The sequence below is a fragment of the Cupriavidus mimosae genome, from assembly GCF_023952485.1.
Taxonomy (GTDB): domain Bacteria; phylum Pseudomonadota; class Gammaproteobacteria; order Burkholderiales; family Burkholderiaceae; genus Cupriavidus; species Cupriavidus taiwanensis_C.
In genome coordinates this window covers 1-19,995 of sequence record NZ_JALHRY010000007.1, presented here as the reverse complement: position 1 = coordinate 19,995, position 19,995 = coordinate 1, and the positions used below count along the sequence as shown (strand labels likewise).

The window sequence follows — 19,995 nt, the reverse complement described above, 5'->3', positions numbered from 1 at the left end:
AAGCGCCCGTTGCCGGCGCGCCGGGCTCGACTTTTGCGTGTGCGCCTTACCTGCCTTTGTAAGAACGGCACGCGCGAGCCAGCGTGCCGATGGGCATGGAGCGTGTCAGGAAGCGTGTCCGCGCCGCAGCGTGGCGGGCCGGGCGATGCCCCAGACATCCAGCAGCGGTTCGAAGTGCGGGGTGTTGTCGCGCGGCGCGGGAGTGACGCGCCGGGGCGGCGGTAACGGCCGGCCGGTCAGCACCAGCGGAGTTTCGGCCTCGGCTGGCAGGTCGGGCTCGCCGTCATAGGCCACGACGCCCATCTGGCGGGCGGATTTGAGCGCGCGGGTCAGTTCCGCGGCGCTCAGGCGGCTGGCGGTGGCAAGCCGGTGCCTGGGCATGGGCCCGTTGGCACGCAGGCTGGAAATCAACGCCATCACGCATTCCCGGGTGGTTCGATTCATGTCGCTGCGTCAGAAAAATGGTGCGGCAGCGAACCCGCCGATCGGGTCCCTTGCCTGCGGATAACCATTTTTCAGCAGGGGTCATGGTCTTGCCAACCCGATATGACACTTGTTCACATTCCTGCAAGGAAAGGCGAACGTCGTCGCCATGGTGCATCAGTGCCTTGTTTTCGGGTCGCCGGTGGGAAAGCTGGGCGGCGCGCCGTCATGCGGGGTCAGCATGGAGCCATGCCGGCGCCACTTGCGGGCGTGGCGATCCTGGATGTCTTCGGCAAGATCGTGCAATTCCGCCACCCTGGCGTCGAGCGGGTCGGGATAGATGTCCAGCGGACGGTATCGGAGAAGAAAACGCATGACGGGTCTCGGTGGTCTGGTCGTCGGCCTGTGGCCTGACTCCAGTATTGGCGGTCGACCCGAGGTTTTCAGCAGAAGATGCGCGACACTTGGATGACTCAATGCATCTGGCGCAATGAACTCCTGCGGCCCGCGGTGTCAGCGGGCACGCGAGGCAATGATGGCGAGGCAGCCGGCACGCGAGGGGCGGGCCAGCCGAGTCAGCGCTAGTGGCCGAGGCGGGTATTGCCGCGGGCATCGCGGCAGTAGATCTTGCGTTCACGCACCAGGCCGTCGCGGCCATGGATGCACAGCGAGACGCCGTCCTCGCGGGCACGCATCCATCCGGCGGCAATGGCGGCTTCCTGCGTCGGGAAGTGCACGGCCGCGTCGTCGGGGCCGCTTTCCAGGCCCTCGATGGTAAGCGCCCATTCCCCCTCGCTGGCGTATTCGGAGTCGCCGGTCGCGGCGGGAAGCACGTGGATGCTGCGTGACGTCATGGTGTTCTCCGTGATGGCTGGCAGTGACATTGAGGTTTTAAAGGATCCCGCGGCCGCGGGCTATCGGGCGCAGTCCTACAAGCATATTCGGGACCAGCCGGCATGCCGCGCTTGGCACCGCCGTAGTGCGGCATGCCGCCGTGGCATGTCGCGCGTTCTGCTGACATCGTGGTAGGACGAATGCCGACTTTTCGTCCCGCCACGGATTGCTACGATCCAATTGCCGGTTGGGCAACAGGCTGCCCGGTCAAGCCATTCCGAGCTCTTCCATCCTGGCGGCGCATGCCGCATCCACACGAAGCAAGGAGATCATCATGAGAAAGCTATACGCACTGTTTGCCCTCGCTGGCATGCTGCTGGTCACAGGTTGCAACACCATGGCTGGTGCCGGCAAGGATATCGAGCGCGGCGGCGAGAAGGTGCAGGGCGCGGCGGAAAGCACCAAGCAGAAGATGTAAGACGCTGGCGGCCCCCTGTGGCAAGTCGACGGCCCGTGCCCCAGGCGCGGGCCGTTTTCATTCATGCGTGCGCCGCTTCGGTGCAGTTGCGGCGCCAGCTGGCCGGCGGCAATCCGAATTCACGCTTGAAGGCCCGGCTGAAGGCCGCCTCGGAGTCATAGCCGACCGCGCCGGCGACCTCGCTGATCGAGCGGTTGCCGCTGCGCAGCTCGGCCGCGGCGGTGCGCAGGCGCCAGTGCGCAAGGTACTGCATCGGCGGCTGCCCCAGCAGGTCGGTGAAGCGCTGCGCCAGCGCCGAGCGCGACAGCCCTACGTTGCCGGCCAGTTCGTCGACAGTCCAGGGATAGGCCGGCCGCGCATGCATGCGCGACAGCGCACGCGCCACGTAGCGGTCGCGCAGCGCGGCGAGCCAGCCGCTTTCATTGGCCGGCAGGGTGTCGATGCAGCGCCGCACCGCCTGCACGAAGAGCAGTTCCGACAGCTTGGCCAGCACGGTGGCGCTGCCGGCGCGCGGTTCCGCCGCTTCCGAGGTGGCGAAGGCCAGCGCCGACGCCAGCCACGCTGATTCCAGCCCGCTGCCAAGGCCCACCTTGAACAGCCGCGGCAACGACGTCAGCAGCGGATTGCCCATGGTGTCGTCGAAACCGAGAAAGCCGCAGACCATGCGCGTGTGTTCGCCGCCGCCGCCGTACGAGACCCGCATGACTTCGCCGGGACTGTTGCGCAGCAGGTCATACACCAGCGGCGCAGAAGGCAAGGGCTGCAGGTGGAGGTCGCTGCCAAGCACATGCGGCTCGCCCTGCGGCACCACCAGCAGCTCGCCGGCTTCGACGCGCACCCCGGGGCCGGTGTCGTCGACCAGGCGCGCCCAGCAGATACCTTCGGTGATCAGGTGATACGAGACCACGCGGTCGGCGCGCGGCAGGAACGCGGCGCGCAATTCAGCATCGGCTTCACTGATCAGGCACCACGGTGATTTGAATTCGCCGTTCAGGAACACGGCACCGCTCAGTTGCACGGCGCGCAAGAGGTCGGACAAGGCATCCATGGCCACATTCCTCCAGATCCGGGGTTTCGCGCAAGAAAGCCGGACGCCCGATCATACGGGCGAGGGGACCGGGCTCCGATACTAGCACCGTGCCCGTGGCCGTACAACGGCGCGGGACACGCACCATAACCGGACGGAGACAACACTATGGAAACCCTTTCCGCAGCGGATGCCAGCGCCGGCGCGCAGGCCGACTGGATTGGCCTTGCCGCCACGCTGGGCCGCACCTTCGATGGCCGCGCGCCCGAGATCGACGCGAGCGAGCAGTTCGTCAATGCCAACTATGACGACCTGCGCGCGCACCGCTTCTTTGCCGCGGCGGTGCCGCAGGAGCTGGGCGGCGCCGGGCTGTCGCACCAGGAGCTTGGCGCGGTGCTGCGCGAACTGGGCAAGTACTGCGGCTCGACCGCGCTGGCCTTTGCCATGCATACGCATCCGGTGGCCACGGCCGCATGGCGCTGGCGCAATCAGCAAGCGCCGGTGGAGGGCCTGCTCAAGCGCGTCGGCGCCGAGCAGCTGGTGTTGCTCGGCAGCGGCGGCTCCGACTGGCTGCAAGGCAGCGGCAAGGCTACGCGCGTCGACGGCGGCTATCGCGTCGACGCGCGCAAGATCTTCGCCAGCGGCGCGCCGGTGGCTGACCTGTTCATGACCTGCGCGGTCTATGACGACCCGGAGGCCGGTCCCACCGTGCTGCATTTCGCGCTGCCGATGAAGACGCCGGGCGTGCGCGTGCTGTCGAACTGGCACACGCTGGGCATGCGCGGCACTGGCTCGCACGATGTCATGCTGGAAGGCGTGCTGGTGCCCGACACCGCCGTTGCCGCGCGCCGTCCGCAAGGCGTGTGGCATCCGATGATGCATACGGTGGCGATGATCGCGTTGCCGCTGATCTACGCCGTCTACGTCGGCATCGCCGAGGCCGCGCGGGATATCGCGCTGCAGCTGGCGCGCCAGCGGCGCCTGAACGCGCATGCGGTCGAGGCCGCGGGACGGCTGTGCAATGAAGCGGATGCCGCGCAGCTGGCGCTCGATGCGATGTTCGCGGCGGCCGCCGGCCACGCACCTGGCGCGATCACTACCAACCGCATCATGAGCGCCCGCACGCTGGCGGCGCGCGCGGTGCTGGCGACCGTGGAAGCGGCGATGGACCTGGCTGGGGGCGCGGGCTTCTATCGCGATGCCGGGCTGGAGCGGCGCTTCCGCGATGCGCAGGGCGCGCGCTTCCATCCGCTGCAGGCCGGGGCCCAGCAGGAGTACGCCGGACGCATGGCGCTGGGGCTCGATATCGATGCGCCGACCGGCGAGGTGCGCACGGCAGCGCAATGATGTCCGCCCTGGCCCAGCTTTCCTACGACACCGAGGCCTGCAATGACAGCGGCCAGGGCGAAGACGCCTGCGCCATCGGCCACGATGGCGCGGCGCGCCGCGCCTTGCGCGATGCGCGATGCGCTGGGGCAGTTTGCCACCGGCGTGACCGTGGTCACCGCCGCTGGCGCCGATGGCCGCCCGGTCGGCGTGACCATCAATGCGTTCGCTTCCGTGTCGCTGGCGCCGCCGTTGCTGCTGTGGTGCCTGGCGCGAAGCTCAGGCAGCCTGCCGGTGTTGCGCGCCGCGCCCTGCCACGCCATCAACGTGCTGGGCAGCGCCCAGCTTGAGGTGTGCCGGCGCTTTGCGTCGCGTGCCGGCGATCGCTTCGCCGGCATCGCCCATCGCCCCGGCCCGTGCGGCACGGTGCTGATCGACGGCACGCTGGCCTACTTTATCTGCCGGCACCGCTCGGTGCGCACGGTGGGTGACCATGTGCTGTTCGTCGTGGAAGTGGTGGCCTATGGCGCGGCGCCGGGCACGCCACTGGTGTTCCATGGCGGCGGCTTTGCCGACGCGCGCGTACCCCGCGCGGGCTAGGCGCGCTCGGCCCGCTTGCCCAGGATCACCAGCGCGATGCCGCCCAGCACCGCCGCCGCGCTCAGCGCCAGCCGCAAGGTCGGGGCCTCGCCGAGCCACGCGGTGCCGCCTGCCGCGGCGATGACCGGCACGCTCAGCTGCACGGTGGCCGCGGTAGCCGCGCGCAGGCGCGGCACCGCGGCGTACCAGATCACGTACCCAAGCCCCGAGGTGATCGCGCCGGATACCACCGCATAGGCGAGCCCCGGCGCATCCAGCGAGCGGTGCGCCTGGATCGCGGCGCCCAGCGCCAGCGCCATGGGCACGGCGCGCACGAAGTTGCCGGCGGTGGTCTCGACCGGATCCGCCGCGCGCTTGCCACGCAGCGAATAAACGCCCCAGGCGATGCCCGCCGCAATCATCAGCAGCGATGAGGCCAGCGGCGGCGTCGCCACGCTCGGCAGCATCAGCCACACCAGGCCGGTCAGCGCGAGCGCCAGGCCGATCCACTGCTGCGCGCGCAGCGGCTCGCCCGCGTAGAGCCCGTAGCCGGTCATGGTGGCCTGCACCGCGGCGAACAGCAGCAACGCGCCGGTGCCGGCGCTCAGGCGCTCATACGCGAACGAGAACGCCGCGGCATAGCAGAACAGGGCCAGCGCCGATATCCAGTTGCCGCCCAGCGTCATGGCGCCCACGCCGGGGCGTCGGGCCTGCCGCCGCGCCATCACGATCAGCCACAACACTGCGGCCGCGGCCGCGACGCGTGCCAGTGTGAAGGTGCCGGCGTCGATGGTGGTGCCTTTCAGCGCCAGCCGGCACAGCAGCGAATTTCCGGCGAACGCCAGCATCGCCAGCGCGGTCAGCAGCGTGGTGTTTGCCTGCGGCATGCGGGCCGGTCTTGCGCTTAGCCGGCGGACCTTGCGTCGCCGCTCGCGCCGGTCTCGTCGGAGTCGCCGAGGGCGAATGAAGACAAATGCTCGATCGCCCGGACCAGTCCGGAATGGTCCCAGGCCGCGCCGCCCAGCCCGTTGCAGACATTGAACAGCTGCTGGCACGACGCCGTATTGGGGAGGCCCACGCCCAGCTCGCGCGCGGTCGACAGCGCCAGCTCCAGGTCCTTCTGGTGCAGCGCGATGCGAAAACCCGGGTCGAAGGTGCGGCGGATCATCCGTTCGCCATGCACTTCCAGGATGCGCGAACTGGCAAAGCCGCCCATCAGCGCCTCGCGCACGCGGGCCGGATCGGCGCCGGCGCGGGCCGCCAGCACCAGTGCCTCGCCAACCGCCTCGATGGTGAGCGCCACGATCACCTGGTTGGCCACCTTCGCCACCTGGCCGTCGCCGGCCGCGCCCACGCGCGTGATGTTCTTGCCCATCAGCTGCAGGATGGGCAGCACGCGGTCGAACACCTCCTGCTTGCCGCCGGCCATGATCGACAAGGTGCCGGCCCTGGCACCGACTTCGCCGCCCGACACCGGCGCGTCGACATAGTCCGCGCCAATCGCCTCGATGCAGCGCGCGAACTCGCGCGTGGCGATCGGCGAGATCGAGCTCATGTCGATCACCGTGACGCCGCCCGCGGTATCGGCCAGCCCGTCGGCGACGCCGCGCTCGCCGAACAGCACCTTCTCCACGTCGGGCGTGTCGGGCAGCATCAGGATGATGGTCTCCGACTGCCTGGCCACGTCCTCGGCGCTGGCACAGGGCTTCACGCCGGCATCCTGCAGGTCTTGCGGCACGCCGCTGCGGCTATGGGCGGACACGGCATGCCCGCCGTCGACCAGGTGCCGCACCATGGGCTTGCCCATCACGCCAAGCCCGATAAAGCCGATCTTGCTCATGTCAGTGTCCGGTAGGGGTTCAGGCGTCAACCCGGGAGTGCGCGGTGCACCGCGCCGGGCGCATACCTGATGATAGTCACCCGCGCGCCAGCGCCGACAGCGGACCAGGCGCGGGATGCGCGCTGGCCCGCGCCGCCGCCACGCGCGCCGCGGCGTCGTCCAGTTGCGCCAGCGTGCCGGCATCGATCGGGATCTGCTCCGCGCGCGCCGCGCGGAAGGCGCGCTCCGGTTCGCCGGGCAGCTGGATGCCGGTCTGCCCGGGCTGCCGCCGCGCGCTTTTCATCCAGTCGGCGAAGGCCGCGACTTCATGTCCGAACGAAGTGCTGGTGCCGAGCCGCGCGGGATCGAACACGATCGCCAGCATGTTGTTCCAGACCGCATGCTCGTGCCGCAGCGTTTCCGGGCGGATGGTATGGCCGCCCGTGACCGCGGCGCCGAGCAGTTCGCACATCACCGCCAGCACGTGGCCCTTGTGCTCGCCGAAGGGCCGCAAGGCGCCTTGCGGCGTGTCGGCGGGCGGGTACATCACGGCGGCATCGGTGGTGGGCTCGCCCTGCGCATCGAGCAGGCAGCCGTCCCCCACCGGCACGCCCTTGTTATGGGCCACGCGCACCTTGCCCAGGGCGATGGCGCTGGTGGCGAAGTCCAGCACCAGCGGCGGCTCGGCGGCCATCGGCACGCCGATGGTGAACGGATTGGTGCCGTAGCGCGCGTCGTAGCCGCCGTGGGGCGCCACGATCGGCTTGGACAGCACGTTGACGAAGTGGATCGAGATCAGGCCCGCCGCCGTGGCCTGCTCGGCCCAGTGGCCCACGCGCCCGAGGTGGTGCGACTGGCGCAGCCCCATCACGCAGACGCCGTGCTCGCGGGCGCGGGCGATGGCCATCTCCATGGCTTGCGCCGTCACGGCCTGCCCCATGCCGCGGTTGCCGTCCAGGCTGAGCAGGCTGCCGGCGTCCTGCAGCACGCTGACCTGCTGGTTGAGCTGCAGCTCGTTCGCCTGCCACGCCAGCACATAGCGCGGGATCATGCCGACGCCGTGGGAGTCATGCCCGCTCAGGTTGGCGCCGACGAGATGGTCGGCCGTCAGCTGCGCTTCCCGGGTGCTGCTGCCGGCGGCAAGCCAGAGACCGGTGACCCACTGGTGCAGGGCGCGGGTGGGAATGCGGAGTTCGCTCATGTCGACCTTGGAGGGAGGAATACGTTGTGAAACACAAAGCCCCGTTGCCGGGTGATGGCAACGGGGCTTTCATGATACGACCGGCACGCGCCCGATGATCCGCGCGTGGCCGGTGATCGGCAAATGCCTACTGGCGCGAGGCCTCGTGCACCGGGGCTGTTGCCAGGATTTCCCTGATGCGGGCCAGGTAGCTGTCGCCCACCGCGCGGTGGATGCGTGCGGTCTCGGCGGCGAACTGGCGCCGGTTGGGCGGGCGGATGCCAAGGCTGCGGCAGATCGTGGACAGATAGGGCTTGCGCGGGCTCGCCAGCCGATGCACCGCGCTCTGCAGGGCGGCATCGCCGATGCGGCCGCGCAGCCAGGCCAGCACCTGGCGGTCATAGTCGTTTTGCACGCGGATCAGGTGTTCCATGCCGGGGCTCCACTGTTCATCCATACAGGTACTGTAAATATATACAGTATTCGCGCATGGAGGCAAGAAAAATCCGGCCCCGGCACGGTAAAACGCTGCGCTGCGGTTACGCGTACCCCGCTTTCAGAAGATTCTTGTGCCAGTGGCGTCGCCCGATACCAGGGGCAGCACCGCGTCGCGCTTCTCCAGCAAGTGGCGCTTCAGTACCGCCGCCAGCCGCTTGCCGTCGCGGGCTTCCAGCGCCTGGATCATCTCCTCGTGGTCTTCGACCGCGTCGTCCCACTTGCCGCTTTGCTGGTTGGAGCGGAAGCGCAGCGCCTGCAGGCGGCGGTTGATCGACTGGTAGGTCTGCCGCAGCGCGCCGTTGCGCGCGGCCTCGTTAATCCGGTCGTGGATCTCCTGGTTGCGGCTGTAGTAGCCCGGCAGGTCGTTCCGGGCGCGGCAAGCCAGCATCGCGTAGTGCAGCGCCTTGATCTGCGCCAGTTCCGCCGCAGTGATGCGCTCGCAGGCCAGTTCGCCGGAAAACGCCTCCAGCCCGCTCATCAGCTCGAAGCTCTCCCTGACTTCGGCCTCGGTCATGCGCGAGATGCTGGCGCCGCGGTTGGGCAGAAGATCGATCAGGCCTTCGGCCGCCAGCACCTTGAGCGCCTCGCGCAGCGGCGTCCGCGAGATGCCCAGGGTCTCGCACAGCTCGCGTTCATTGAGCTTGGTGCCCGGCGCAAACACGCCTTCGACGATGAATTGGCGCAGGTGTTCGACCACCGTGTCGTGCAGGCGCGGGCGTGCCAGGCGCGCCAGCGAGGGCGCAACGTGCTCGGCAACGCCCGACGTCTGGTTATCGTTATATGAGTTTTGCATTCAATGTCCTCTATCTACTTGGCGCGAATTTTACTGCATCTCGCTTTCTGGCTTCAAAATTCGGGTTAACCATCACAACGTGCCGCAAATTTTGCCTTGGAGCACATCCATCGCTCTGCTATAGTCGATTGCATTCAAAATTCATAAAACAACAAGGAGGCACGATTTCCATGATTCACCTCGATTTCCATCCCTCTGGCCGCCACTTTCTGCAGATCCCGGGCCCGAGCCCGGTGCCGGACCGAATCCTGCGCGCGATGAGCTATCCGACCATTGACCACCGTGGCCCGGAGTTCGGCGCACTCGGCCGCAAGGTGCTGGCCGGCATCAAGGAAATCTTCAAGACCCGGCATCCGGTGATCATCTACCCGGCGTCTGGCACCGGTGCCTGGGAAGCGGCGCTGACCAACACGCTCAGCCCGGGCGACCACGTGCTGATGTTCGAGACGGGGCATTTCGCCACCCTGTGGAAGAAGATGGCCGAGGCGCTGGGCCTGCGGCCGGAATTCCTGGGCCTGCCCGGCATCGAGGGCTGGCGCCGCGGGGTGCAGGCGGACATGATCGAGGCGCGCTTGCGCGAGGACAGCGGCCATGCGATTCGCGCGGTCTGTGTAGTGCACAACGAGACCTCGACCGGCGTGACCTCGGATATCGCCGCGGTGCGCCGCGCCATCGATGCCGCCGGGCACCCGGCGCTGCTGCTGGTGGACACGATCTCGGGCCTGGGTTCGGCCGACTATCGCCATGACGAGTGGGGCGTCGACGTGACCGTGTCGGGCTCGCAGAAGGGCCTGATGCTGCCGCCGGGGATCAGCTTCAACGCGCTCTCGCCGAGGGCGATCGCCGCCAGCCAGCACGCCCGGCTGCCGCGCGCGTTCTGGGGTTGGGCCGAGATCATCGAATCGAACAAGAACGGCTACTGGCCGTACACGCCCAACACCAACCTGCTGTACGGCCTGTCCGAAGCGCTTGACATGATCCTGGGCGAGGGCCTGGAACAGGTCTTCGCCCGCCACCAGCGGCTGGCGGAGGCGACACGCCAGGCCGTGCGCGCCTGGGGCCTGCAGATCCAGTGCGCCGACCCGGCGGTGTACAGCCCGGTGCTGACCGGCGTGATGATGCCCGACGGCGTCGACGCCGATGCGGTGCGCAAGCTCATCTACGAGCGCTTTGACATGTCGCTGGGGCAGGCGCTGGGCAAGATGCGCGGCCGCATGTTCCGCATCGGCCATCTCGGCGATTGCAATGACCTGACCCTGATGGCGACGCTCGCCGGTTGCGAGATGGGGCTGAAGCTGGCAGGCGTGCCGCTTGCCGGCAGCGGCGTAGCCGCGGCGATGGCTTCGCTGGCCGCGCACGCCGACAAGCCGGTGCTCAAGGCCGCCGCCTGAGCGCAGCCAACCAAGCGCAGCCGACCGAGCCGCGCAGGCCATGGCAGGCGCGGCACGGTCCGCCGCCTGCCTGATTTTCTTGCCAAGGCATCACCCACGACATGCGCCCACCGCAGGCGGCCGCATGCATCGCCGCGGGCGCGCGGCCCTTGTTTCTTGCATGCCATGAACATGACTTCGTCTTCCCTGCTGGTCAAGCCGATCCACCTGGTGCCCGCGCAGCACCGGGCCACCTCGCCGTTGTCGGCGCTGCTGCGCAAGGAACTGCGCGGCGACGTGCTGTTCGACCGCGCCGCCCGCGGCCGCTATGCCACCGATGCTTCTATCTACCAGATCATGCCGGTTGGCGTGGTGGTGCCGCGCGACCAGGCCGACCTGGTGCGCGCGCTCGACATCGCGCGCGACCAGCGGGTGCCGGTGCTGGCCCGCGGCGCCGGCACCAGCCAGTGCGGCCAGACCGTGGGCGAGGCGCTGGTCATCGACACCAGCAAGTGGCTCAACAACGTGGTCGCCTTCGATGCCGGCGCGCGCACGGTGACGGTGGAGCCCGGCATCGTGCTGGACCACCTGAACGCCTGGCTCAAGCCGCACGGGCTGTGGTTCCCGGTGGACGTTTCCACGGCGGCGCAATGCACCATCGGCGGCATGGCCGGCAACAATTCGTGCGGCTCGCGCTCGATTGCCTACGGCAACATGGTTCATAACGTGCTGGCCATCGATGCCGTGCTGGCGGACGGCAGCGATTGCCACTTCGGTTCTCTGGCGCAACCAGTGGCGGCAGGACGCACCGAGGGCATCCTTCATGGGCTGCAGCGCATCGCCACGCGCGAGCGCGGCGAGATCGCCGAGCGCATGCCCAAGGTGCTGCGCCGCGTCGCCGGCTACAACATCGACCTGTTCGACTGCCAGAACCCGCGCGCCTATACCGACGACGGCCACGCCAACCTCGCGCATATCCTGGTCGGCTCCGAAGGCACGCTGGCCTGCAGCCGCCAGCTCACGCTCAAGCTGGCGCCGCTGCCGGCGCACAAGGTGCTGGGCGTGGTCAACTTCCCCACCTTCTACCAGGCGATGGACCTGACGCAGCATATCGTCACGCTGCAACCGGTGGCGGTGGAACTGGTCGACCGCACCATGATCGACCTGTCGATGGAAAATCCCGCCTTCCGCCCGGTGGTCGAGCGTGCGCTGGCCGGCGATCCGCAGGCCATCCTGCTGGTGGAATTCGCCGGCGACGACCGCCAGGCGCTGCTGGCGCAACTGGACCGGCTGGCCGAGCTGATGGCCGACCTGGGCCTGCCGGGCTCGGTGGTGAAGATGCCGGAGGAGAAGGCGCAGAAGGCGCTGTGGGACGTGCGCAAGGCCGGCCTGAACATCATGATGAGCATGAAGGGCGACGGCAAGCCGGTCTCGTTCATCGAAGATTGCGCGGTGCCGCTCGAGCACCTGGCCGAATACACACGGCGCTTGACCGAGGTCTTCCACAAGCACGAGACCGAGGGCACGTGGTACGCCCACGCCAGCGTCGGCACGCTGCACGTGCGGCCGATCCTGGACATGCGCCGCGACGGCGCGCTGCGGATGCGCGAGATCGCGGAAGAGGCGGCCGAGCTGGTGCGCGAATACAAGGGCGCGTATTCCGGCGAGCACGGCGATGGCCTGTGCCGCGGCGAGTGGGTGGCCTGGCAGTACGGCCCGCGCATCAACGCCGCGTTCAGCGAGATCAAGGCGCTGTTCGATCCGGACAACCGCTTCAATCCCGACAAGATCGTGCGCCCGCCCCGCATGGACGCGCGCGAGAACTTCCGCTTTGCGCCCGGCTACGCCGCGCTGCCGCTGACCCCGGCGCTGGACTGGTCGGCGTGGAACGTGCGGCGCGACCCGATGACTGGCGCCGAGACCGCCCCGGGCACGGGCAACGATACCGCCACGCATGGCCTCGCGTCGGCCGTGGAAATGTGCAACAACAACGGCCACTGCCGCAAGTTCGACGCTGGCACCATGTGCCCCAGCTATCGCGTGACCAAGGACGAGCAGCACGTGACGCGCGGCCGCGCCAACACGCTGCGGCTGGCGCTGACCGGGCAGCTCGGCAGCGACGGGCTGGCCAGCGCCGAAGTGAAGGAGGCACTGGACCTGTGCGTCTCGTGCAAAGGCTGCAAGCGCGACTGCCCGACCGGCGTCGACATGGCGAAGTTCAAGATCGAGGCGCGCCACGCCTGGACCAGCCGGCACGGCATCAGCCTGCGCGAGCGCATGGTCGCATTCCTGCCTCGCTATGCGCCGGCGGCGAGCCGCGTGCCGGGCCTGCTGGCGCTGGCCGACAGCCTGCCGGGGGTCTCCGGCTGGATCAAGCGCGTGCTGGGATTTGCCCCGCAGCGGTCGCTGCCGCGCTTCACCGCGCCGTTCCTGGCGGACCGCCGCAGCGCGGGCACTGATGCAAGCAGCAAGGCCGATGGCCGCGAAGTGCTGCTCTTCGTCGATACCTTCAGCAACTACATGGAGCCCGACAATGCGCGCGCCGCGCAAGCCGTGCTGGAAGCGGCGGGCTATACCGTGCACTTCAACACCCGCGCAGGCGAACGCCCGCTGTGCTGCGGCCGGACCTTCCTGGCCGCGGGCCTGGTCGACCAGGCGAAGGCCGAGGCGCGGCGCCTGCTCGATACACTTCGCCCGTTCGTGGAGCGCGGCGTGCCGGTGGTCGGCCTGGAACCGTCGTGCCTGCTGTCGCTGCGCGACGAATTCCTGGGCTACGGCTATGGCGACGAGGCGCGCCAGCTGGCCAGCCTGTCGTTCCTGTTCGAGGAATTCCTGGTGCGCGAGCGTCAGGCGGGTCGGCTGGCGCTGCCGCTGCAGCCGCTGCGGGTGTCCGAGGCCATCGTGCACGGGCACTGCCACCAGAAGGCGTTCGATGCCTTCACGCCGGTGCAGACGGTGCTGGGGTGGATTCCGGGCCTGAAGGTGGCGCCGGTGGAGTCGTCGTGCTGCGGCATGGCCGGCAGCTTCGGCTATGAGGCCGAGCATTTCGAAGCGTCGCAGGCGATGGCCGAGCTGTCGCTGCTGCCGGCAGTGCGCCGGCGCAGCGCCGATGCCCTCGTGGTCGCGGACGGCACCAGTTGCCGCCACCAGATCCGCGACGGCGCGCAGGCCGAGGCGATGCATGTGGCAAGAGTGCTGGCGATGGCGCTGGAGGGCAGCCGCCATGACTGAGCCGATGCGCAATCCGGTGCTCGACCGTGCCCGCCTGCAGCCGCCGGCGCCGGCAAGGATCGGCGATCGCGTCGAGGACGTGGGCACGCCGGCGCTGCTGGTCGACCTCGATGCCTTCGACCAGAACGTGGCACGGATGCAGGCGCTGGCCGATGCCGGTGGCGTGGCGCTGCGCCCGCATGCCAAGGCGCACAAGTCGGTCGCGATCGCGCAGCGGCAGCTTGCCGCCGGCGCGGCGGGCATCTGCTGCCAGAAGCTCAGCGAGGCCTATCCGTTTGCCGCCGCCGGCATTGCCAGCATCCATATCAGCAATGAGTTCGTCGGCGCCGACAAGCTGGCGATGGCGGTAGAACTGGCCCGCCATGTGGACCTGAGCGTGTGCGTGGACGACGTGCGCCAGGTCGCCGCGATTGCCGCCGCCGCGGCGGCCGGCGGGGTGCGCATCACGGTGCTGGCGGAAGCCGATGTCGGGCAGGGGCGTTGTGGTGTCGACAGCCCCGAAGCGCTGAGCCGGCTGGCCGATGCCATCGGCGCGGCGTCGTCGCTGCGTTTCGGCGGGCTGCAGGCGTATCACGGCGGCGCCCAGCACCTGGCGCACTGGACGCAGCGCCGCGACGCGGCCCGGCGCGCCGCCGAACAGGCGGGCGCCTATGTGGCGCACCTGCATGCCCGCGGCATCGCCTGCCCGGTCATCACCGGCGGCGGCAGCGGCACCGCGGAGTTCGATTGCGAAAGCGGCGTCTATACCGAGATCCAGCCCGGCAGCTACGTGTTCCTGGACGGCCACTATGGCGCCAGCGAATGGCCCGGGCGCTTCCAGCCCCGGCACGGCCTGTTCCTGGCGACCACCGTGATGAGCACCGCGCGCGCCGGCGTGGCGGTGTGCGATGCGGGCCTGAAGTCGCTCGCGGTGGATTCCGGCCTGCCGCGCGTGTGGTCCGGCCCGGGCAGCGAGTGGCTGCGCTATATCGCGGCCAACGACGAGCACGGCGTGCTGCAGCTGCTGGACGAAGACGGCCGCGCACTGCTGGGCAGCAAGCTATGGCTGGTGCCCGGCCACTGTGATCCCACCGCGAACCTGCACGCGCAATACGTGTGCTGCCGCGACGGGCACGTGGCCGAGCTGTGGGACATCGCGGCGCGCGGCCTGAGCCGCTGATGCCGCGTGGCAGCGCAGGAAAATGTAGAGAGAAGAGCCGCAACCAGCGGCACCGGGTAGTCAAAGCCAAAGGAGACCAACGATGCAACGCAACACAGTCAGGAAGACCCTGGCGGCCGTGCTGGGTGCCACGGCCTGCCTCAGCGCATGGGCATGGGAGCCGGCCAAGCCGGTCGAGATCGTGGTGCCGTTCAGCGCCGGTGGCGCCTCGGACCAGATGGCGCGGTCGATCCAGGGCATCATCGCCAAGCACAAGCTGATGAGCCAGCCGGTGATCGTGCTGAACAAGGCGGGTGCCAGCGGCGCCGAAGGGCTGATGGATACCAAGGCATCGCAGGGCAACCCGCACAAGCTGCTGGTGGCCTCGTCGGCGCTGTACACGGTGCCGATGGTCAGCCACCTGCCGTTCAGCTGGCGCGACCTGACCCCGGTGGCGATGATTGCGCAGGACGAGTTCGTGCTGTGGACCAATGCCGCGGCCCCGTACAAGACCGTCGCCCAGTTTATCGACGCATCCAGGGCCAGCGCGGGCAAGATCAAGGTCGGCGGCACCAGTTCCAAGCGCGAAGACCAGATCATAAGCGCGCTGGTGCAGAAGAAGACCGGCACCCGCTTCATCTACGTGCCGTACAAGGGCGGCGGCGAGGCCGCCACGCAGTTGTCGGGCCAGCATATCGATGCCAACGTCAACAACCCGTCCGAATCGATCGGCCAGTGGCGCGCCGGCGAGCATCGCGCGCTGTGCGTGTTCGCGCCGGAGCGCATGGCCTACCACGGCAAGGTCACGCAGACCCAGAGCTGGCATGACGTGCCGACCTGCAAGGAGCAGGGCCTCGACGTTCAATACCAGATGCTGCGCGTGTTCATGATGCCGGGCGGCGTGACCCCCGAACAGCAGAAGTACTACGTGGACCTGATGCAGAAGATCGTGGCCACGCCGGAGTGGAAGGAATACCTGGAGAAGAGCGCGCTGAAGAACGAGTTCCTGACCGGCAAGGCGCTGACCGACTTCCTGGCGCGCGACGAAGCCGCGCACCGCGACATCATCAAGGAGGCCGGCTTCGTCGCCGCGCGCTGACGCTGGCGCGGATCACCAACGGGCTGCGCCGGGCGGCGCAGCCGATGGCCTGAAGCAAGGCGGGGGACAACATGGATTCACAACAGGAAACGGCGCATGCGGGCGCCGGCATCTCGGTCAAGGCGGTCGAACTGGCGGTGGCGCTGGGCCTGCTGGCCGGCGCGCTGGTGGTGATCTGGAGCAACTACGGCATCGGTGCCGGCTGGGCACCGGACGGGCCGGAAGCGGGCTATTTCCCGATGCGGGTCGGGATCATCATCCTGGTCTGCAGCGTGCTGGTGGGCATGCAGGCGCTGCGCGGGGACCGCACCGCCGTGTTCGCGACGTGGCAGCAACTGCGGCAGGTGGGCGTGATCCTGGTGCCTCTGACCGTGTATGTCGGACTGATCGGGCTGCTCGGCATCTACGTCGCGTCGGCGGCCTTCATCGCCGGCTTCATGGTGTGGGTGGGCAAGGCGGCGTGGTGGAAGGCCGCACTGATCGGCGTCGGCATCAATGCCTTGCTGTTCTGGATCTTCGAGATCCAGTTCCGCGTACCGCTGCCCAAAGGCCCGCTCGAAGCGGCGCTGGGCTACTAGGGAGGGCGGATCATGGATGAACTCAATGCATTGATGGGCGGCTTCGCCGTGGCGCTGTCGTGGCAGAACGTCGGCCTGATGTTCGTCGGCATCCTGCTTGGCATCGTGGTGGGCGTGCTGCCCGGCCTGGGCGGGCCCAACGGCGTGGCAATCCTGCTGCCGCTGACGTTCTCGATGGACCCGGTGTCGGCCATCATCATGCTGTCCTGCATCTACTGGGGCGCATTGTTCGGCGGCGCGATTACCTCGATCCTGTTCAATATTCCGGGCGAAGCCTGGTCGGTGGCCACCACCTTCGACGGCTACCCGATGGCGCAGCGCGGCGAGGCCGGCAAGGCCCTGACCTCGGCCTTCACCGGCTCGTGCCTGGGGGCACTGGCCGGCGTGCTGCTGATCACCTTCCTGGCGCCACTGGTGGCAAAGTTCGCGCTGCGCTTCGGCCCGCCCGAGTTCTTCGCGGTGTACCTGCTGACCTTCTGCAGCTTCGTCGGCATGGGCAAGGAGTCCAAGCCCAAGATCCTGATCGCGATGTGCCTGGGCTTCGTGCTGGCCGCGGTCGGCATGGACACGGTCTCGGGCACGCTGCGCATGACCTTCGGCTCCACCGAGCTGCTGCGCGGCTTCGACTTCCTGGTGGCGGTAATCGGCCTGTTCGGCATCAGCGAGATCCTGATGACGATGGAAGAGGGCGTGGCCTTCCGCGGCAAGCAGGCCCGCATCGACCTGAAGGTGGTGTTGAAGACCTGGGCCGAGCTGCCGCGCTACTGGCTGACCGTGCTGCGCTCGTCGGTGATCGGCTGCTGGCTGGGCATCACCCCGGGCGGCGCCACCGCGGCGTCGTTCATGGGCTATGGCGTGGCCAAGCGCATGGCGAAGGATCCCGATTCGTTCGGGCAGGGCCATGTCGAAGGGGTGGTCGCCCCCGAGACCGCCGCGCACGCGGCCGGCACCAGCGCGCTGCTGCCGATGCTGGCGCTGGGCATTCCGGGATCCGCCACCGCGGCGGTGCTGCTGGGCGGCCTGATGATCTGGGGCCTGCAGCCGGGGCCGCTGCTGTTCGCCGAGCAGGGGCCGTTCGTATGGGGGCTGATCGCCAGCATGTACCTCGGCAATATCGTCGGGCTGATCGTGGTGCTGTCGACGGTGCCGCTGTTCGCGGCGATCTTGCGCATCCCGTTCTCGATCATCGCGCCGCTGATCCTGGTGATCTGCGCGATCGGCGCATACACCGTGAACGGCGCGTTGTTCGATGTCTGGCTGATGCTGGGCTTCGGCGTGGTCGGGTATGTGTTGAAGAAGCTGGATTATCCGTTGGCGCCGATGGTGCTGGCGCTGGTGCTGGGGGATCGGGCCGAGGACGCCTTCCGCCAGACCATGCTGGTGTCGTCCGGGGCGCTGGATGTGTTCTGGTCGAACGGGCTGGTGGGGACGATCATGGGGCTGGCGGTTTTTGTGCTGGTGTGGCCGGTGGTTAGTGATTTGAGGATGCGGGGGAGGAAGGGGGTTGCCTGAAGGTCGGGTCGCCGTGCTTGGCGGGCCAGTATGTTCTGGGAACGCGTTGGCGGCGTTGTGATAGCGGATTCCCCCTACTCGTGATGCCCCGTACAGCACGTAGAATACTGAGCGAGCCAGGGCTCACGGGATATTCGGCCAGCAGGCCTTCCTGTTCCACGGCTCCAAACAACACTATGACTTGAGGAGAGCGACATGACCGTACGCAAATTGCCGGCAGTTGGTTTCGCAGTCCTGATGGCACTCACTTCTCTAGGAGCGGGCGCCCAGTCGGCTCAAGGATCCCAAGGCGAGGTTCCCAAAGCACCACCGACTACGGCACAAGCCAAGGCCTTGATTGCGGAGCGATTCAAGGCGGCCGATGCCAACCACGACGGCAAGCTGACCCGCGATGAAGCGCAGGCAGGCATGCCCCAGGTCTACGCGAATTTCGACAAGATTGACGCCAAAAAGAAGGGGTCTGTCACGGAACGCCAGATCGGTTCGTACTGGATGAAGAAGACCAAGGATCAGATGCAGAAGGAAGATCCGATCTGGAACTAAAGGACTGATACGCTCAGGTTCAGACCTTATAAGGTGACGGAGCGGGCGGTAAGGTGCAGTACCGCTCGCTCCTGGAAAAGGACACTCCGTCAGGTCATCGCCACAGCGAGCCGCGATTGGTCAGCAGCGGTTTACGCGCGGCCTGCCACGCTTCACTAAACCCGCAAACGTAGTAGTACGACTTGTTGCCCGAAACCAACGAGCGACCAAACACGTGGCGCGCGTACCACAAACTAATAATTTCATTTATAAGCCCAAAACATTCATATCAGATCGCCGATGCCGATCAGGTGATTGGTGAAGAAGCCGGAAACGTTGATCAATTCAGGATCGGCGATGTCGCCACCGTTGAATGCAAGGAAGCGCTGTCGCGGGCATGAAGGCGACGTAGTCGCGCTTCATTGTCTTCACGCAGCTTTCGGCCATCCATCCTCGTCGTCAGGCCCGCGGGTCGCTACTCTCCCTGCATGCGTTCAGAACAACGTTCCGAGAACATGCAAGGGTTGGGGGAGAGGGCAGGAGCATCCACGAAGTCACGACTGCAGATTCACGCCGCTTCACCATCCACGGCAGGTCTTGCGGAATTGTTTCGGAGATCGACTATTTGCGAGCGGGCGCAGCGACGGCACGATGCTGCGTCCGCGCAGGAATGGGAACTGTCCTATCGAGTTCCTGACTTTGATGCGGGAGACTGACACGGTCATCGCACACAACGGTGGCCGGGCGTGGAAGCCCGAACTGCAAGCACCACAGGTCGGCGTCTTCGACGCCGCCTGTCTCCGCATACGCGCTTGTCATCCATGGCGGGCCGACACGAGGCAGCCGCAAGGCTGGCCGGCTTGGTGTTTGCATCGGTCTTCCACCCTCGTCGTCAGGCCCGCCGCCCTCCGCTAGCGTTGTGCGGTGGACCTTCAGGTAACGATTGGAGGGTCCTATGTCGGAAATCGATCTATCAACGGCGCGGTACAGTCTTTTGGCAGTGGCAGCGGGACTTTTGGGGCGTTTTGCTTATTGGGGTTGGTGAAGGCGCAGTTGGAACGGGTGTTGGAAGAGGAGTTGCCGACTTCTTGATGTAGAAGGGTTGGTGGCATGGTTGACTGGGATTGCGGTCGGCTCGCTTCGGGGGTGGGATTTGAGTGGTTGCTGTTGGTGACATGCTGTCGGCTTTTGAACCGCGTGGTTCCGCCCTGCTGGGCGGGTCACTTTTTGGCCGAGCGCCAAAAAGTAACCAAAAAGCGCGTTGATTGCCCTGCGGGCGGCATGCTTATCGTAGTGGGCCCGGGGGCTTTCGTACGGGGCTGGGCTTCCTCACATAGCTGGACTGCCTGCCGCAGGGGTGCACCACGGTGGGTGGGGCGTTGAAGTGTTGGTTGAACGAGCCCAGAGCGCGGAGTGGTCCCTGCTGCCGGCCTTGCCGTAGGAACGCCTACGGCTGCGCTGCGCGCCGGCCCTATCGCACGGCAGGGGCCCTGGCACGGGACGCGTCGCTGCGCTCGCTTGGCGCTGTCGGTGCGACTGGGCTGGCGGATCGCACAACGCATTTGGCGGCATTCGCGCAAACGCCCCA

General features: G+C 67.7%; 20 protein-coding genes. 11 read left to right on the top strand and 9 right to left on the bottom strand.

The window, feature by feature from the left end; genetic code table 11:
* Positions 1 to 105: 105 nt before the first annotated feature.
* The 3 genes from MKD50_RS14495 to MKD50_RS14485 form a co-directional block, all read right to left on the bottom strand.
* Positions 106 to 444, bottom strand: a complete 339-nt coding sequence (locus MKD50_RS14495; RefSeq protein ID WP_371925347.1) for a hypothetical protein — start codon at positions 442 to 444, stop codon at positions 106 to 108.
* Positions 445 to 600: 156 nt separating this feature from the next.
* A complete protein-coding gene (locus MKD50_RS14490) occupies positions 601 to 798 on the bottom strand; it encodes a hypothetical protein (protein WP_115700064.1) in 198 nt (65 codons plus the stop codon).
* Between the two features lie 206 nt (positions 799 to 1,004).
* Positions 1,005 to 1,277 (bottom strand): DUF2188 domain-containing protein, encoded by a 273-nt coding sequence (locus MKD50_RS14485; RefSeq protein WP_115700065.1) that lies wholly within the window; start codon positions 1,275 to 1,277, stop codon positions 1,005 to 1,007.
* 314 nt (positions 1,278 to 1,591) lie between these two features.
* Between MKD50_RS14485 and MKD50_RS14480 the strand changes: the two genes are divergently transcribed.
* Complete coding sequence (locus MKD50_RS14480; protein ID WP_012355598.1) at positions 1,592 to 1,735, top strand: entericidin A/B family lipoprotein; 144 nt, start codon at positions 1,592 to 1,594, stop codon at positions 1,733 to 1,735.
* Between the two features lie 61 nt (positions 1,736 to 1,796).
* On the opposite strand, the gene MKD50_RS14475 is transcribed toward MKD50_RS14480, so the two are convergent.
* Positions 1,797 to 2,783: an AraC family transcriptional regulator gene (locus tag MKD50_RS14475; protein ID WP_018004821.1), complete on the bottom strand. Its 987-nt coding sequence runs from the start codon at positions 2,781 to 2,783 to the stop codon at positions 1,797 to 1,799.
* Between the two features lie 147 nt (positions 2,784 to 2,930).
* Here MKD50_RS14475 and MKD50_RS14470 point away from each other — a divergent pair, with 147 nt between their 5' ends.
* Together MKD50_RS14470 and MKD50_RS14465 are read left to right on the top strand one after the other, a co-directional pair.
* Entirely contained in the window at positions 2,931 to 4,109 is a 1,179-nt protein-coding gene (locus MKD50_RS14470; RefSeq protein WP_240071906.1) for an acyl-CoA dehydrogenase family protein, read from the top strand.
* A 42-nt stretch (positions 4,110 to 4,151) separates the two neighbouring features.
* Positions 4,152 to 4,688, top strand: a complete 537-nt coding sequence (locus MKD50_RS14465; RefSeq protein WP_252667410.1) for a flavin reductase family protein — start codon at positions 4,152 to 4,154, stop codon at positions 4,686 to 4,688.
* Here the strand turns inward: MKD50_RS14465 and MKD50_RS14460 are convergent.
* The 5 genes from MKD50_RS14460 to MKD50_RS14440 form a co-directional block, all read right to left on the bottom strand.
* Positions 4,685 to 5,554, bottom strand: coding sequence for a DMT family transporter (locus tag MKD50_RS14460; protein ID WP_252667409.1), 870 nt, complete (start codon positions 5,552 to 5,554; stop codon positions 4,685 to 4,687). The genes MKD50_RS14465 and MKD50_RS14460 overlap by 4 nt on opposite strands.
* Positions 5,555 to 5,571: 17 nt before the next feature.
* On the bottom strand, positions 5,572 to 6,507 hold the full coding sequence (locus tag MKD50_RS14455) for a 2-hydroxy-3-oxopropionate reductase (protein WP_115700069.1): 936 nt from the start codon (positions 6,505 to 6,507) through the stop codon (positions 5,572 to 5,574).
* Between the two features lie 76 nt (positions 6,508 to 6,583).
* Positions 6,584 to 7,687, bottom strand: coding sequence for a malate/lactate/ureidoglycolate dehydrogenase (locus MKD50_RS14450; RefSeq protein ID WP_252667408.1), 1,104 nt, complete (start codon positions 7,685 to 7,687; stop codon positions 6,584 to 6,586).
* Between the two features lie 127 nt (positions 7,688 to 7,814).
* Positions 7,815 to 8,099, bottom strand: coding sequence for a CppA family protein (locus MKD50_RS14445; protein WP_252667407.1), 285 nt, complete (start codon positions 8,097 to 8,099; stop codon positions 7,815 to 7,817).
* Positions 8,100 to 8,222: 123 nt separating this feature from the next.
* The gene (locus tag MKD50_RS14440) at positions 8,223 to 8,957 is read right to left on the bottom strand and encodes a GntR family transcriptional regulator (RefSeq protein WP_252667406.1); all 735 of its coding nucleotides are present in this window, start codon (positions 8,955 to 8,957) and stop codon (positions 8,223 to 8,225) included.
* Positions 8,958 to 9,127: 170 nt separating this feature from the next.
* Between MKD50_RS14440 and MKD50_RS14435 the strand changes: the two genes are divergently transcribed.
* The 8 genes from MKD50_RS14435 to MKD50_RS14400 all read left to right on the top strand — a co-directional run bounded on the left by MKD50_RS14435 (position 9,128) and on the right by MKD50_RS14400 (position 18,808).
* Positions 9,128 to 10,348: a pyridoxal-phosphate-dependent aminotransferase family protein gene (locus MKD50_RS14435; protein ID WP_115700073.1), complete on the top strand. Its 1,221-nt coding sequence runs from the start codon at positions 9,128 to 9,130 to the stop codon at positions 10,346 to 10,348.
* Between the two features lie 165 nt (positions 10,349 to 10,513).
* Positions 10,514 to 13,558, top strand: coding sequence for an FAD-binding and (Fe-S)-binding domain-containing protein (locus MKD50_RS14430; RefSeq protein ID WP_252667405.1), 3,045 nt, complete (start codon positions 10,514 to 10,516; stop codon positions 13,556 to 13,558).
* A complete protein-coding gene (locus MKD50_RS14425) occupies positions 13,551 to 14,717 on the top strand; it encodes a DSD1 family PLP-dependent enzyme (RefSeq protein ID WP_240071911.1) in 1,167 nt (388 codons plus the stop codon). Before MKD50_RS14430 ends, MKD50_RS14425 begins: the two co-directional genes overlap by 8 nt.
* 82 nt (positions 14,718 to 14,799) lie before the next feature.
* Positions 14,800 to 15,795, top strand: a complete 996-nt coding sequence (locus MKD50_RS14420; protein ID WP_240071912.1) for a Bug family tripartite tricarboxylate transporter substrate binding protein — start codon at positions 14,800 to 14,802, stop codon at positions 15,793 to 15,795.
* A gap of 71 nt (positions 15,796 to 15,866) precedes the next feature.
* On the top strand, positions 15,867 to 16,373 hold the full coding sequence (locus MKD50_RS14415) for a tripartite tricarboxylate transporter TctB family protein (protein WP_252667404.1): 507 nt from the start codon (positions 15,867 to 15,869) through the stop codon (positions 16,371 to 16,373).
* A 12-nt stretch (positions 16,374 to 16,385) separates the two neighbouring features.
* The gene (locus tag MKD50_RS14410; protein WP_252667403.1) at positions 16,386 to 17,885 is read left to right on the top strand and encodes a tripartite tricarboxylate transporter permease; all 1,500 of its coding nucleotides are present in this window, start codon (positions 16,386 to 16,388) and stop codon (positions 17,883 to 17,885) included.
* Between the two features lie 195 nt (positions 17,886 to 18,080).
* Positions 18,081 to 18,428, top strand: a complete 348-nt coding sequence (locus MKD50_RS14405; RefSeq protein ID WP_240071915.1) for a CREC-EF hand family protein — start codon at positions 18,081 to 18,083, stop codon at positions 18,426 to 18,428.
* 182 nt (positions 18,429 to 18,610) lie between these two features.
* Positions 18,611 to 18,808: a hypothetical protein gene (locus MKD50_RS14400; protein WP_240071916.1), complete on the top strand. Its 198-nt coding sequence runs from the start codon at positions 18,611 to 18,613 to the stop codon at positions 18,806 to 18,808.
* Positions 18,809 to 19,995 lie beyond the last annotated feature (1,187 nt).

What these genes read in the sequence shown, in the direction of transcription:
- MKD50_RS14465 (WP_252667410.1), top strand. Translation starts at nt 4,152, where the DNA reads ATGACAGCGGCCAGGGCGAAGACGCCTGCGCCATCGGCCACGATGGCG.
- MKD50_RS14405 (WP_240071915.1), top strand. Translation starts at nt 18,081, where the DNA reads ATGACCGTACGCAAATTGCCGGCAGTTGGTTTCGCAGTCCTGATGGCA.
- MKD50_RS14450 (WP_252667408.1), bottom strand. Translation starts at nt 7,687, where the DNA reads ATGAGCGAACTCCGCATTCCCACCCGCGCCCTGCACCAGTGGGTCACC.
- MKD50_RS14475 (WP_018004821.1), bottom strand. Translation starts at nt 2,783, where the DNA reads ATGGATGCCTTGTCCGACCTCTTGCGCGCCGTGCAACTGAGCGGTGCC.
- MKD50_RS14430 (WP_252667405.1), top strand. Translation starts at nt 10,514, where the DNA reads ATGAACATGACTTCGTCTTCCCTGCTGGTCAAGCCGATCCACCTGGTG.
- MKD50_RS14415 (WP_252667404.1), top strand. Translation starts at nt 15,867, where the DNA reads ATGGATTCACAACAGGAAACGGCGCATGCGGGCGCCGGCATCTCGGTC.
- MKD50_RS14410 (WP_252667403.1), top strand. Translation starts at nt 16,386, where the DNA reads ATGGATGAACTCAATGCATTGATGGGCGGCTTCGCCGTGGCGCTGTCG.
- MKD50_RS14455 (WP_115700069.1), bottom strand. Translation starts at nt 6,507, where the DNA reads ATGAGCAAGATCGGCTTTATCGGGCTTGGCGTGATGGGCAAGCCCATG.
- MKD50_RS14425 (WP_240071911.1), top strand. Translation starts at nt 13,551, where the DNA reads ATGACTGAGCCGATGCGCAATCCGGTGCTCGACCGTGCCCGCCTGCAG.
- MKD50_RS14440 (WP_252667406.1), bottom strand. Translation starts at nt 8,957, where the DNA reads ATGCAAAACTCATATAACGATAACCAGACGTCGGGCGTTGCCGAGCAC.
- MKD50_RS14485 (WP_115700065.1), bottom strand. Translation starts at nt 1,277, where the DNA reads ATGACGTCACGCAGCATCCACGTGCTTCCCGCCGCGACCGGCGACTCC.
- MKD50_RS14420 (WP_240071912.1), top strand. Translation starts at nt 14,800, where the DNA reads ATGCAACGCAACACAGTCAGGAAGACCCTGGCGGCCGTGCTGGGTGCC.
- MKD50_RS14495 (WP_371925347.1), bottom strand. Translation starts at nt 444, where the DNA reads ATGAATCGAACCACCCGGGAATGCGTGATGGCGTTGATTTCCAGCCTG.
- MKD50_RS14490 (WP_115700064.1), bottom strand. Translation starts at nt 798, where the DNA reads ATGCGTTTTCTTCTCCGATACCGTCCGCTGGACATCTATCCCGACCCG.
- MKD50_RS14460 (WP_252667409.1), bottom strand. Translation starts at nt 5,554, where the DNA reads ATGCCGCAGGCAAACACCACGCTGCTGACCGCGCTGGCGATGCTGGCG.
- MKD50_RS14435 (WP_115700073.1), top strand. Translation starts at nt 9,128, where the DNA reads ATGATTCACCTCGATTTCCATCCCTCTGGCCGCCACTTTCTGCAGATC.
- MKD50_RS14480 (WP_012355598.1), top strand. Translation starts at nt 1,592, where the DNA reads ATGAGAAAGCTATACGCACTGTTTGCCCTCGCTGGCATGCTGCTGGTC.
- MKD50_RS14445 (WP_252667407.1), bottom strand. Translation starts at nt 8,099, where the DNA reads ATGGAACACCTGATCCGCGTGCAAAACGACTATGACCGCCAGGTGCTG.
- MKD50_RS14470 (WP_240071906.1), top strand. Translation starts at nt 2,931, where the DNA reads ATGGAAACCCTTTCCGCAGCGGATGCCAGCGCCGGCGCGCAGGCCGAC.